The following is a 12,608-nucleotide window of genomic DNA, read 5'->3' as shown; positions in this document are numbered from 1 at the left end:
CGGCATGCGCACATCGCCCCCGAACACGAACGACAAGATCGCCATCATCGGCGGAGGTCTGGCGGGGCTCGTCGCGGCCCGCCGTCTGCATCAGGCTGGCACTCCCTTCGAGCTGATCGAGGCACGGGACAGGCTCGGCGGGCGAATTCTGTCGGCGGGGAGCTCCGGCGCATCGTCTTCCGATGGCTTCGATCTCGGGCCGTCCTGGCTCTGGCCGGAGATGCAACCTCAGTTGGCGGCGCTCGTGGACGAACTTGGCCTCGCCTCCTTCCGGCAGCATGAGGAGGGCGACGTCATCGTCCAATATCGCGCCGGGGCGACACCTGCACGCTATCCCGGAAATAGCTTCCGGCAATCGGCCTCGGCCCGCCTCATCGGAGGGACCGGCACTCTTGTCTCCGCCCTCGCCGCCCAGCTTCCCGCAGCATCGATCCGAACCGGCACAACCGTTCGCAGCCTGATACGGACCGAAGGTGGGGTCGATCTGATCTGCACGACGCAGCACGGAGAGACCGTGAGACGGGAGGCATCCCGAGTGATTCTGGCCCTGCCCCCGCGCCTCCTCGCGGAATCGATCGTTCTCGATCCGAGCATCGAGGGCCAGGTCCAGAGAGCTTGGCGGCAAACGCCGACCTGGATGGCTCCCCATGCGAAGTTCTTCGCGGTCTACGAGCGGCCGTTCTGGCGCGAGGCGGGCCTGTCAGGAGCTGGCCGCAGCATGGTCGGGCCCTTGGCGGAGATCCACGATGCCACCACGGCTTCGGGCCAGGCTGCCTTGTTCGGCTTCGTAGGTGTTCCGGCTCCACGGCGTGCAGAGATTGGTAAGGCGGCGATCGTCAAGGCCGCGGTCGAGCAGCTCGCGGCCATGTTTGGCCCCCTCGCAGGCGCGCCGAAAGCGACGCTCTACAAGGATTGGGCAGCCGATCCTCTCACGGCGACGCAGGAGGACCTGGGCGCTGCCGGCCATCCCGTCGGCTTCCCCTCACCTCACGTCGAAGGTGACTGGGCCGGGCGTCTCCTGCTGGCCGGAAGCGAGGCCAGCAGTCGCGAGCCAGGATATCTCGCCGGGGCAGTCGATGCCGCGGACCGTGCCGTCGAAGAACTGATGAAGCTGTCGGGCGGGATCGTCCGTAATCCGACGCCAACCCTGGTTGGGAGATAGTCGTAATGGGGAGCACCTATCGGGCCGTGGTCGTGACGGCTCCTGGAAAGCTCGAACTGATCGAGCGGGACATCCCGGTTCCCGGATCTGGGGAGGTCCTCCTCTCCGTGGAGGCATGTGGCCTTTGCGGTGCCGACGCGAACGATGTCGAACGGAGCGGAGGACCATGGCCTCGCGTTCCCGGGCATGAGGTGGTCGGTCGGATCGTCGCGCTCGGTCCCCAGGTGCCGTCCATCTGGCGCGAAGGGCAACGTGTCGGCGTCGGGCGCCTCGGCGGCCACTGCAACGAATGCGCTCAATGCCGCCAGGGCAAATTCCAACTCTGCCGAAACCAGCATTTCGTCGGCTCGACCTGCGACGGCGGCTATGCCGAGATGATGATTGCCCGCGGTACAGGCTTGGTTTCCATTCCCAAAGAGTTGAGTTCGGAAGAGGCAGCTCCCATTCTGTGCGCGGGTATCGCGACCTTCAACGCGCTGAAGAAATCCGGCGCCGAGGCCGGGGATACGGTCGCCGTCCTCGGCATCGGCGGGCTCGGTCATATGGCCGTCCAATACGCACGCCGAATGGGTTTCAGGGTCGTCGCCATCGGGCGCGGCACGGATACCGCCCTTGATGCGCAAGGGCTCGGAGCTCACAGCTACATCGACACGGAAACGCAGGACGCGGCACAGGCCCTGACCGCCATAGGCGGAGCCAAAGCCATCATCGCCACCGTCGGCTTGGCCAATGTCGTATCGCCGCTCCTCGCGGGGTTGGCTCCGGGAGGTCGGCTCGTCATGCTCGGAACCGGCAAGGACCCCCTCGCCGTATCAGCCGGTATCCTGGTTGGTGGTGAGCGGAGCGTGCAAGGCTCCATCACCGGCACGCCCTACGAGAATGAACGGACCCTGGACTTCAGCGTCCTCACAGAGGTCCGGCCCTGGATAGAGACCATGCCTCTGGAGGATGCCGCCGACGCCTACCGGCGGATGAAGTCAGGCGATGCGAAGTTCCGGATGGTCCTAACAATGGCCAGCGCCGGCACCTGAGCGAACTCATCGGGGACGGTTTTTCAAGATCTCGTTCGCGAGCTGCTCTTTCATTATCGAAATAATTCAAAGTGTTGGGAGGCGAAAATCATGAAAGAAATGAAGGGAAGCCGGATAGATGGCCTCACAACGCTTGGCGGCATGTCTTCTCAAGATAACCTGCTGGACGTGAAGCCAGTCACCGAATTGGCATTTGAGCCCTTCGGCTGGATCGTCGAAACCACCAATTCCGGCTGCGATGCGAACAACGGCACTGCGCGCCGCCACGATATCCACGCTCATCCAGCCGCCGAGGTTCAGGCCGGATCCCGATTGGTCACTTCTATTTTCGAAGCGAAACGGCAGCAGCCTGACCAGACCATCACCATGCTGGAGCGGCATGTGAATTCGATCCAACTGATCGTGCCGCTCGGCGGCGAGGGCCACGTCGTCATCGTCAGTCAAGCCGGCGAAGACGGCATGCCCGATCTTTCGACCCTCACGGCGTTCTCGTTCACGGCGTCGCAGGGCATGATCTATCGGCGGGGACTTTGGCATCATCCGATTATGGCGGTCGGCTCTGACGCCAGCTTTCTGGTGCAGTCCTGGCAGAACGGCACGGCGGCCGACTGCGAGATCGTTACGATCGAACCGACGACATTAGCCCTCGACAGCGCCCTCTGACGATGACGTCGACTTGGTTCCCTGCCATCAGAAGAGGTATTTTACGAGCGCGGCGATCACCAAGATGACGATCGCAATGCCGAGAAATACGACCAGTCCCATCCCCCAGCTCATGCCGCTCATCATGCCATGCATATTGGCTTCTCCCTCATTCGGTACTGGCAGCAAGATGCGCTGAATCTGATGCCTCTCTGACTTTCTCGACCTTCGCGGCCGATGGCAGCCGCCAACCTTTGATCAACGCGTAGATCGCCGGGATCACCAGCAGCGTCAGTACGGTCGACGAGACCATCCCTCCGATCATCGGCACGGCGATGCGCTGCATCACCTCCGAGCCCGTGCCGGTGTTCCAGAGGATCGGCAGCAGGCCCGCCATGATCGCGACCACGGTCATGATTTTCGGCCGCACTCGCTCGACGGCACCCAGCATGATCGCCTCGTGCAGATGGGCGCGCGTGAACGCCCGCCCCTGCGCTTCGCAGCGCGCCCGCACCTCGCTGAGGGCGTGATCGAGATAGATCAGCATGATCACGCCGGTCTCGGCGGCGACGCCTGCGAGCGCGATGAAGCCGACGGCAACGGCGACCGACATGTTGAAGCCGAGCCACCAAAGCAGCCAGACACCGCCAACCAGCGCGAATGGCAGCGACAGCATGACGATGAACGTCTCGGTCAGCCTGCGGAAATTCAGGTAGAGCAACAGGAAGATGATCGCGAGCGTCACCGGCACGACCAGCTTGAGGCGGGCCTCGGCCCGTTCGAGATATTCGAACTGACCGCTCCAGGCGATGCGGTAGCCCGCGGGCAGCTTGATGCTCTGCGCGATCGCGTTCTGGGCGTCGCGGACATAGCCGCCGAGGTCGCGCCCGACCGTATCGACGAAGATGTAGACCGCGAGCTCGCCATTCTCGGTCCGGATCGAGGTGGCCCCACGCTTGCGTTCGATGCTCGCAACCTCGCCAAGCGGCACGCTGGCGCCGGACGGGGTCGAAACCTGGACTTCGCGAGCGATGGCCTGAGGATCGGAGCGCAGGTCGCGCGGATAGCGGATGCTGACGCCATAGCGCTCGCGGCCCTCGACCGTCGTCGTCACAGTCTCGCCGCCCATCGCCATCACGATGGCGTTCTGGACGTCGCCGATGGAGAGCCCGTACCGCCCCAGCGCGATCCGGTCCGGCACGATGTCGAGGAAATAGCCTCCAATCACACGCTCGGCATAGGCGCTGCTCGTCCCCGGCACGGCCTTCAGCACCGTCTCGATCTGGCGCGAGACCGCCTCCATTTGCGCGAGATCGGTACCAAACACCTTCACCCCGATCGGCGTGCGGATGCCGGTCGCGAGCATGTCGATGCGGGCCCGGATCGGCTGCGTCCAGGCGTTGGAAACGCCGGGGAACTGGAGCGCCTTGTCCATCTCCGCCTTGAGGCTGTCGAGCGTGACGCCCTCGCGCCATTCCGCCTTAGGCTTCAGGTTGATGATGGTTTCGAACATCTCGGTCGGCGCCGGATCGGTTGCCGTCTGGGCGCGCCCCGCCTTGCCGTAGACCGAGGCGACCTCCGGGAACGAGCGGATGATCCGGTTCTGGGTTTGAAGCAGCTCGGCCGCCTTGGTCACCGAGATGCCGGGCAAGGTGGTCGGCATGTACATCAGCGTGCCCTCGTCGAGGGACGGCATGAACTCCGAACCGAGCTGCCGCGCTGGCCAGAGGCTGAGCCCGAGAACGGCCACCGCGGCCAGGATCGTCAGGGTCTTGGCGCCGAGAACCCCGCGGATCATCGGACGATAGAGCGCGATCAGGCCGCGATTTATCGGGTTACGGCTCTCCGGAATGATCCTGCCCTTGACGAAGACGACCATCAGCGCCGGGACGAGTGTCACCGACAGGAGCGCCGCGGCCGCCATGGCGAAGGTCTTGGTGAAGGCGAGCGGCCCGAACAGACGGCCCTCCTCCGCTTCCAAGGTGAAGATCGGCAGGAACGAGACCGTGATGACGAGCAGGCTGAAGAACAACGCCGGGCCGACCTCGCTGGCCGCCTCGATCAGGATGTCGATGCGTGGCTTGTCCGGCGCGGCCCGTTCGAGGTGCTTGTGGGCGTTCTCGATCATGACGATGGCGGCGTCGATCATGGCGCCGACGGCGATCGCGATGCCGCCGAGGCTCATGATGTTGGAGCCCAGGCCGAGCACCTTCATCGCCGCGAACGCCATCAGGATGCCGACGGGCAGCATGATGATCGCGACCAGGGCGCTGCGCAGATGCAGCAGGAACACGATGCAGACCAGCGCGACGATGATGGTCTCTTCGATCAGCGTGCCCTTCAGCGTCTCGATGGCCCGCTCGATCAGCCCGGAGCGGTCATAGACAGGCACGATCTCCGCCCCACCCGGCAAGCTCGGCGCGAGCTCCGCGAGTCTTGCCTTGGCGTGCTCGATCACCGCCAGTGCGTTGGCGCCGAAGCGTTGCAGGACAATGCCGCTTGCGACCTCGCCCTCGCCGTTGAGTTCGGTGATGCCGCGCCGCTCGTCCGGACCAAGTTCGACGCGGGCGACGTCGGAGAGGCGAAGCGGCACGCCCCGGTCGCTTTTCAGGACGATGCTCTCGATATCGGCGATCGACTTCAGGTAGCCGCGGCCGCGAACCATGAACTCGAACTCGCTGAGCTCGACCGTGCGCCCGCCGACATCCATGTTGCTGCTGCGCACCGCCTCGCGCAGCGTGGCGAGCGAAACGCCCTGGGCACGCAGCCGCGCGGGATCCACGACGATCGCGTATTGCTTGACGAAGCCACCGACGCTGGCGACCTCGGCTACGCCCTCCGCGCGCGAGGCTGCGAAGCGCACCACCCAGTCCTGTAACGACCTTAGCTCGGCCAAACTCATGTCCTTGGCCATGACGGCGTACTGGTAGACCCAGCCAACCCCGGTCGCGTCCGGCCCGAGCGTCGGCGTGACCCCGGTCGGCAGGCGCCGCGCGGCCGCGTTGAGATACTCGAGCACGCGCGAGCGCGCCCAATAGGGGTCGGTGCCATCCTCGAAGATGACGTAGACGAAGGAGACGCCGAAGAAGGAGAAGCCGCGCACGACGCGCGCCTTCGGTACCGTCAACATCGAGGTCGTCAGCGGATAGGTGACCTGGTCCTCGATCACTTGCGGCGCCTGGCCCGGGTATTCGGTGTAGACGATGACCTGGACATCGGAGAGGTCCGGGATCGCGTCGAGCGGCAGGGTCTTCAGCGCATAGACACCCGCCGCCACGGCGAAGGCCGAGGCGACGAAGACGAGGATCAAGTTGCGCGCCGACGAGGCGATCAGGCGGGCGATCATGGCTTGGCCTCCGGCTGCGTAAATCCGCCCAGAGCGGCCTTGAGATTGCTCTCGGCATCGATCAGGAAGTTGGCCGCGACGACGACGCGGTCGCCCTCGGCGACACCCTCGGTGATCGCGACCATGCCGTCGCCGCGGCGCCCGAGCTTGACCTCGCGCGGTGCGAAGCGGCCCTCGCCCAGATCGAGGATGACGATGCGGCGCGTGCCGCTATCGATCACGGCACTGTCGGGAACGGCGAGTTCCGGAGAGGCATCACCGGAGCCGATATCGACATCGGCATACATGTTCGGCAGCAGCATGCCGTCGCGGTTGCCGATCTCGATGCGGACCCTGGCCGTGCGCGTCGCCTCGGCGATCTCCGGGTAGATCACGCTGATGCGACCTTCGAAGGAGCTCCCGGGACGGCCGCGCAACCGCACCGTGGCTGGTGCCCCGATGCTCACGGCAGCCAGTTCGCGTTCCGGAACATCGGCCAGAACCCAGATCGTCGAGATGTCGGCTAGCCGAAACAGACTGCCGCCGGCGGCCATCTTCATCCCATCGCTGACCGAACGTTCGAGCACGATCCCGTCACGTGGTGCCGACCAGTTGATCGTGAGCGGCACCTTCCGGCTTCGCTCGATCTCGGCGATGACCTCCGAAGGGACGCCGAGGTTTTCGAGCCGCTGTCTTGCGCCGCCTTCGGGTACGCCGCGCGCCGCGGCATTGAGCTCGGTGATGAACTGAGCGCCGGCCGTGCTGATCTCGGGCGAGTAAATGCGCGCGAGGCGGGTTCCCTTCGTGACGTGGTCACCGGTCGTGACCGCCGCGACCTCCTGGACGAAGGCGTCGGCGCGTATCGTCACGACGGAGACCCGCCGCTCGTCAAGCTGCACTACGCCCGGAACGTGAACGGTTTGGGCAATGGTCTGACGGCGGACAGGTTCGGAACGGACGCCGCTGCGCTGGATGCGCCCGGGCGAGAGCTTGATGACGCCGTCTTCGTTTCCCTCGCCTTCGTAGACGGGGAGATAGTCCATCCCCATAGAGTCTTTCTTCGGCGCCGGCGAGGTATCGGGGAGCCCCATGGGATTGCGGTAGTAGAGGACGCGCTTCGCGTCGGCCTGCACTGTCCGCTCCTCGCTCGGGAGTTTCTCCTCGAAGCTGACATCCTGACTGGCGCGGACGGCCGTGAAGGGTCTGCCGTCCCCGGCCTGGCGCGGCCCTGCCGAATAGACCGGCTTCCGGTCCGGGTCCTGATAGTAGATGACCGGGCCGCTTCCGACAGGCTCGTTTGCCGCGAGCGAACCATCGATACCGAGCCATCCGCGCCAGCCAACGGCAAGACCGCGTTGCCCGGCCCAATAGCCTGCACCTCCCGCCGCCAAGATGGCGGCGAGAGCGAGGCCCGTGAGGGCGAGGCGTTTCATGGCAGGGCCTTGAGGATCAGCTTGTTTTCGAGCGTGCCGGTTTCACCCTGAACCTTGGCGCCGAACGAGAGGCGCCAACCGCCAGCCATGACCAGATTGGTCTTGAAGCGGTAGGTTCCGGGTTCGGTCGATGGCATCGCCTCGATCGGCGACGCCATCATCTCCATGCCGTCCGGCGCCATGTCGATGCGCTGCGCAAAGATCACGGCGTCGGGAACCGGCTTACCCGAGCGCTTATCGATGAGCTGAACGGCGATAACGACGCCGTTGCCGTGCTTGAGTTCGCTCTGCACGAGCCGGAACTCATAGTCCTTGATATCCGCGAGCGCCGGAAGGGAGACGGCCGCGAGCGGAAGCGCCGCGACGAGCGCCCGCAAAGTGTTGAAGGTCATGATCGTAGTCCTGAATGCATCAGGCTGCCGCACAGGCGCACAGCCTCAGACGTGGCGATGGCCACGGCTCACCGTCCGCCCGGAACTGCCGTGCGGACGAAACCAGCGCATTCGCGCTGGCGATGCCTCAGGTTCGTGGAGGTCGGGCGGGCGGCTCGAAAGGCCGCGAAACATGATCGGCGTCGTTCCCGCCGAGCCCGAGTTGAGCAACGATCGGCCGGGCGAGTGTAACGAACGACGTCGGTTCGCTGGCGAAGCATTTTGCCAGGCAGAAGCTCAACGCGGGGCAGTTGGTCGTGCAGTCCTTGGCCTTGCCCTGATCGGGCGGGCAGCACGGCATGGCGCCATCCATCGGCATCGCCATGTCCACTGCATCCGTACGGCCAAAGCCTGCCGTCGCCGGGCTGACGAAAGCAGCCAGGACGGTAGCCGTGATGAACAGGGTCAGCACCAGACAATGCGCAAAGAGCCGAAGCTTCATGCGGATGCTTTGCCATGGCGGCGAGATCCGCGAAAGGACCTTCATTTCAAGAGTTCGTCATTTCCGGTTCTTGGCGCTCCACAGGCATACCCCAAGCAAGACATTGATGACGGCCAGCATCATGAGGGCCACATAGGTCCAGTTCGAACCCGCCTTATCGAGCAATAGTGCCCCTGCCGTCGGCGCCAAGGCCTGGGCAACGAGGCTCGGCCTCGCGAGCTTTCCGACCAGGGGCGCATATCGCTGCGGTCCGAACTGAGCGAGGGGCAGCGTTCCCTTCGCGATCGAGAAGACGCCATTCCCTGCGCCGTAGAAGATAAGCGCCAAGGCGATCGGGCCAGCCCCGAACGCCAGCATCGCGAGCCCGAAGGCAATCAGCCCAAGGGCCGCGCTCATCGTCCAGATCGGATGGTGACGGCCTCCGCCTGCCATCTCGACGACCCGGCCGCCAACCTGAGCCGGCCCGACAAGAGCTCCGAGCGCAACGGCCGCGGCCAAGCCGATCCCCTGTGCCTGAAGCAGCGTCAGCAGATGGACACCGACGATCGCGGTAATGGCACCACCGATGATCATGATCCCGGAAAGAATTCGGAACGCGGTGCGTTCCGACGGCAGTAGCTCGACCGTCGGACCGCCGCCTCCGACCTTCGCCTTCGGAAGCTCCGGTGGAACCTTCGGAAGGGCTATCAGGATGATCGGGAGGGAAACCAGAAGCTGGATGGCGGCATAGGTGAAGCAGGTGCCTCTCCATCCCAGATGGGCGACAAGGTAAGCCGATAAAGGCCAGCAGACGGTGCTGGCGAAGCCACCCCACAAGGTCAGCATCGTGATCGCCGACCGCGCGGTGCCGCCGTAAAGACGCCCAAGCGTCGAGAACGCCGCATCGTACAGACCTGCGGCCATTCCCGCTCCAAGGACAATCCAGCCGAGCACGAAGACCGGCAGGTTCGGAGCTATGCCCAGGATGAATTGCCCGGCGGCCAGAAGGATGGCCGCTGCCGCCAGGACCGGTCGCCCGCCCGTCTCTCCGATGGCGCGGCCGACATGGGGCGCGACGGCCCCGGCGGTGAGCAGCCCGATCGAAAGAGCGCCGACGATCCACGACAGAGGCCACCCGGTATCGGTGGCGATCGGTGCGGCAAGGACGGCCGGGAGATAATAGGACGAGCCCCAGGCGAGGATCTGCACCACGCCCAGGGCCGAGATGACGGTCAGCCGATCGCGATCGATCATGCGGCCTTGCCGCAGCAGGAGGATGTCGCCTGCGCGGGCTCCGGCGCTTTGGCAGGACCACAGCCGCATCCAGCCTTGCCGTCGGCCTTCGCTGCGGCGTCATCGGCGCAACAGGCATCCGCTTCGGCCGGTACGGGACCTCCGCAGCATCCTCCGGCTCCTGCCGGCGCAGCAGTGCATACGCCCGTCTCCGGCAAGACGAGCCTGACATCGTCGGCCTCGGCCAGATCGCCGGCGATCGCCGCCACGACCGACCGAACCTGCTCGAAGCCCGTCATCATCAGGAAGGTGGGTGCGCGCCCGTAACTCTTGATCCCGACGGTGTAAAACCCGGGCTCCGGATGCGAGAGCTCGCGGTGCCCGTGCGGCGGAACGGATCCGCAGGAATGGAGATTCGGGTCGATCATGGGTCCGAGCGCCCGGGCGCTTTCCAGCCAGGGGTCGAACTCGACGCGCAGTTCCCGGGTCAGCGAAAGATCGGGCCGCTGTCCCGTGCAGGCCACGATGCGGTCGATCGGTCCGATGGTTCGGCCGACACCGCCGACCTCGCCATATACGACGATACCTGCCCCTTCCTGTCGAAGACCCGCAATAGCGAAGCCGGAGACCAATTCGACGCGACCTTCCGCGACGAGACGGCGCAGGCGCTGCCCGAGATCTCCCCGGGCAGCGAGCTGGTCGTTCGAGCCCCCGCCATAGACACGGGAGAGATCCCGGCCGCGCGTGACCCAGATCGCCCTGGTCGCGCCGCCCCGAGCCGAAAGCTCATCGAGATCGAGCAGCACGTTCGCGGCGGAGTGCCCGGCGCCCACCACCAGCGTCGTTCGGCCGACATAGTCGGCTCGGTCTCGGCCGAGGACATCGGGAATACCGTAGGCGATCCGATCAGCCAGCGTTTCCTCGCCTTCCGCGGGCACGCCGCTGGCATTCACCGGGTTCGGAGTCCTCCATGTTCCGGAAGCGTCGATCACCGCCCGGGCCTGGACGCGGCTCACCGCGCCGTCGCGACCGACGACGGTCAACTGGAACGGGCGCAGCTCGCGGTCCCTGCTCACCACCTTGTCGATGCCATGGCGGCTGATCGCGGCAACGCGGACCCCGTATTCGATGACGGAGGTCAGTTCGTTCGTTGCCGCCAAGGGCGCCAGGTAGATTTCGACGAGGTCGTTTCCGGTCGGATAGCTCCCGCTTTCGGGCTCCCTCCAACCAGCGGCCGCAAGCAGTACCCGGCTGGCGGGATCGACATTGAATTCCCAGGGAGAGAACAGTCGGACGTGACCCCAGTCCCGGATGTTGGCGCCGGCCGCGTCGCCTGCCTCGAGCACCTTCACCGGGATACCTCGCGTGACGAGGTTCGCTGCGGCCGCGAGTCCGATCGGTCCGGCCCCGATGACGACGACGGGAAGCTCCTTCATCTGAATATCCTCCATTCCTGCTAGAAACATGGAATTAAGTGGCAAATGAAAAGCCGCTCAGGCGGCCTTCCCGGAAGCATCCGAGCAGCCTTCCTCAATGCAGCATTCGTCGGCGAGGAAGCCGAGTAGTGCATCCATGGCCGGATAGACCGCGCGGCAGATCAGGGTGGTGGCCTGTCGCTCCTGCGTGACGAGACCGTTCCGGATCAGCCGCTGAAGGTGGTGGGACAGGGTCGAAGCCGGGATCCCCAAGCGTTCCTGCACCTGATTGACAGGGAGGCCGCCGTGACCCGCGCGGACCAAGGTTCGATAGAGCTGGAGGCGCGTCGGGTTACCGAGCGCTTCGAGCTGCTTCGCTGCTTCTTCGATGTTCATGGAAATAAGTAGGCATGGACGGGATCGCTTCGTCAAGCCCTATTTCCATGATCGTCGAATTACTCCGCTGCCTGAACCTTTCGCACGCTGTCGCTGCGCTCGTACCAATCCTTCGATCGGTTCACGATCCAGACCACAGTCAGCATGACCGGGACCTCGATGAGGACGCCGACGACCGTAGCGAGCGCGGCTCCGGAGTTGAAGCCGAACAGGCTGATCGCCGCGGCGACTGCGAGCTCGAAGAAGTTCGAGGCGCCGATCAGCGCTGACGGCCCCGCGACGCAATGCTGCTCGCCCGCGATCCGGTTCAGCAGATAGGCCAGCCCGGCATTTAGGTAGACCTGGATCAGGATCGGCACCGCCAGGAGCGCGATCACCATCGGCTGGGCGAGGATCTGCTCGCCCTGGAAGCCGAAGAGCAGGACGAGAGTGGCGAGCAGGGCCACGAGCGAAACAGGTCCCAGTCGGCCGAGCAGTCGATCGAGCGCAGCCTGCCCGCCCTTCGCCAGAACGCGGCTGCGGACGAGTTGCGCGACGATTACGGGGATGACGATGTAGAGCACGACCGAGAGGACGAGCGTTCCCCACGGCACGGTGATCGCCGACAGGCCGAGCAGCAGGCCGACGATCGGAGCAAAGGCGACGACCATGATCGCGTCGTTGAGGGCGACCTGGCTGAGCGTGAAGTGCGGTTCGCCCTTCGTCAGGTTCGACCAGACGAAGACCATCGCGGTGCAGGGCGCGGCCGCCAGGATGATGAGTCCGGCGATGTAGCTGTTGATCTGGTCGGCGGGTAGCCACGGCCGGAACAGCCAGGCGATGAAGAACCAGCCGAGCGCCGCCATCGAGAAGGGTTTCACCGCCCAGTTGATGAAGAGGGTGACGCCGATCCCGCGCCAGTGGCGGCCGACCTGCCCGAGCGCCGCGAAGTCGATCTTCAGCAGCATCGGGATGACCATCAGCCAGATCAGAACCGCGACGGGCAGATTGACCCTGGCGATCTCGGCCGAGCCGATGGCTTGGAACACGCCCGGCATGACATGGCCGAGCGCAATCCCGACGACGATGCATAGCGCGACCCAGATGGTCAGGTAGCGTTCGAAGGTGGACATGGTGACC

At 65.2% G+C, this 12,608-nt stretch carries 11 protein-coding genes; 3 read left to right on the top strand and 8 right to left on the bottom strand.

What is annotated here, in order from left to right; genetic code table 11:
* The first annotated feature begins 4 nt into the window (after positions 1–4).
* From AC6RIC_RS13615 to AC6RIC_RS13605, 3 genes are all read left to right on the top strand, one after another.
* On the top strand, positions 5–1,162 hold the full coding sequence (locus AC6RIC_RS13615) for a flavin monoamine oxidase family protein (RefSeq protein ID WP_499732718.1): 1,158 nt from the start codon (positions 5–7) through the stop codon (positions 1,160–1,162).
* Positions 1,163–1,167: 5 nt separating this feature from the next.
* Positions 1,168–2,193, top strand: a complete 1,026-nt coding sequence (locus AC6RIC_RS13610) for an alcohol dehydrogenase (RefSeq protein ID WP_454656770.1) — start codon at positions 1,168–1,170, stop codon at positions 2,191–2,193.
* Positions 2,194–2,283: 90 nt separating this feature from the next.
* The gene (locus AC6RIC_RS13605) at positions 2,284–2,856 is read left to right on the top strand and encodes an ureidoglycolate lyase (RefSeq protein ID WP_499732717.1); all 573 of its coding nucleotides are present in this window, start codon (positions 2,284–2,286) and stop codon (positions 2,854–2,856) included.
* A gap of 148 nt (positions 2,857–3,004) precedes the next feature.
* Here the strand turns inward: AC6RIC_RS13605 and AC6RIC_RS13600 are convergent, their stop codons facing one another.
* The 8 genes from AC6RIC_RS13600 to arsB form a co-directional block, all read right to left on the bottom strand.
* Positions 3,005–6,181, bottom strand: a complete 3,177-nt coding sequence (locus AC6RIC_RS13600; RefSeq protein WP_499736528.1) for an efflux RND transporter permease subunit — start codon at positions 6,179–6,181, stop codon at positions 3,005–3,007.
* The gene (locus AC6RIC_RS13595; protein WP_499736527.1) at positions 6,178–7,593 is read right to left on the bottom strand and encodes an efflux RND transporter periplasmic adaptor subunit; all 1,416 of its coding nucleotides are present in this window, start codon (positions 7,591–7,593) and stop codon (positions 6,178–6,180) included. The genes AC6RIC_RS13600 and AC6RIC_RS13595 overlap by 4 nt, the downstream gene beginning before the upstream one ends.
* Positions 7,590–7,985 carry a FixH family protein gene (locus AC6RIC_RS13590; protein ID WP_499736526.1) on the bottom strand — a complete coding sequence of 132 codons (396 nt, stop codon included), beginning with the start codon at positions 7,983–7,985 and terminating at the stop codon, positions 7,590–7,592. The genes AC6RIC_RS13595 and AC6RIC_RS13590 overlap by 4 nt, the downstream gene beginning before the upstream one ends.
* A gap of 127 nt (positions 7,986–8,112) precedes the next feature.
* Complete coding sequence (locus AC6RIC_RS13585; protein ID WP_499736525.1) at positions 8,113–8,511, bottom strand: hypothetical protein; 399 nt, start codon at positions 8,509–8,511, stop codon at positions 8,113–8,115.
* A gap of 12 nt (positions 8,512–8,523) precedes the next feature.
* A complete protein-coding gene (locus AC6RIC_RS13580) occupies positions 8,524–9,699 on the bottom strand; it encodes an MFS transporter (RefSeq protein ID WP_499736524.1) in 1,176 nt (391 codons plus the stop codon).
* Complete coding sequence (locus AC6RIC_RS13575) at positions 9,696–11,114, bottom strand: FAD-dependent oxidoreductase (RefSeq protein ID WP_499736523.1); 1,419 nt, start codon at positions 11,112–11,114, stop codon at positions 9,696–9,698. Before AC6RIC_RS13575 ends, AC6RIC_RS13580 begins: the two co-directional genes overlap by 4 nt.
* A gap of 57 nt (positions 11,115–11,171) precedes the next feature.
* A complete protein-coding gene (locus AC6RIC_RS13570; protein ID WP_454656762.1) occupies positions 11,172–11,489 on the bottom strand; it encodes an ArsR/SmtB family transcription factor in 318 nt (105 codons plus the stop codon).
* 59 nt (positions 11,490–11,548) lie between these two features.
* Positions 11,549–12,601 (bottom strand): ACR3 family arsenite efflux transporter, encoded by a 1,053-nt coding sequence (gene arsB / locus AC6RIC_RS13565; RefSeq protein WP_499736522.1) that lies wholly within the window; start codon positions 12,599–12,601, stop codon positions 11,549–11,551.
* Between the last annotated feature and the right edge of the window lie 7 nt (positions 12,602–12,608).

The organism is Allobosea sp. TBD101 (assembly GCF_059817965.1).
This window is presented reverse-complemented; position numbering and strand designations above follow the sequence as displayed.

Coding starts and splice junctions, on each gene's coding strand:
- AC6RIC_RS13615 (WP_499732718.1), top strand. CDS start 5: ATGCGCACATCGCCCCCGAACACGAACGACAAGATCGCCATCATCGGC.
- AC6RIC_RS13610 (WP_454656770.1), top strand. CDS start 1,168: ATGGGGAGCACCTATCGGGCCGTGGTCGTGACGGCTCCTGGAAAGCTC.
- AC6RIC_RS13605 (WP_499732717.1), top strand. CDS start 2,284: ATGAAAGAAATGAAGGGAAGCCGGATAGATGGCCTCACAACGCTTGGC.
- AC6RIC_RS13600 (WP_499736528.1), bottom strand. CDS start 6,181: ATGATCGCCCGCCTGATCGCCTCGTCGGCGCGCAACTTGATCCTCGTC.
- AC6RIC_RS13595 (WP_499736527.1), bottom strand. CDS start 7,593: ATGAAACGCCTCGCCCTCACGGGCCTCGCTCTCGCCGCCATCTTGGCG.
- AC6RIC_RS13590 (WP_499736526.1), bottom strand. CDS start 7,985: ATGACCTTCAACACTTTGCGGGCGCTCGTCGCGGCGCTTCCGCTCGCG.
- AC6RIC_RS13585 (WP_499736525.1), bottom strand. CDS start 8,511: ATGAAGGTCCTTTCGCGGATCTCGCCGCCATGGCAAAGCATCCGCATG.
- AC6RIC_RS13580 (WP_499736524.1), bottom strand. CDS start 9,699: ATGATCGATCGCGATCGGCTGACCGTCATCTCGGCCCTGGGCGTGGTG.
- AC6RIC_RS13575 (WP_499736523.1), bottom strand. CDS start 11,114: ATGAAGGAGCTTCCCGTCGTCGTCATCGGGGCCGGACCGATCGGACTC.
- AC6RIC_RS13570 (WP_454656762.1), bottom strand. CDS start 11,489: ATGAACATCGAAGAAGCAGCGAAGCAGCTCGAAGCGCTCGGTAACCCG.
- arsB (WP_499736522.1), bottom strand. CDS start 12,601: ATGTCCACCTTCGAACGCTACCTGACCATCTGGGTCGCGCTATGCATC.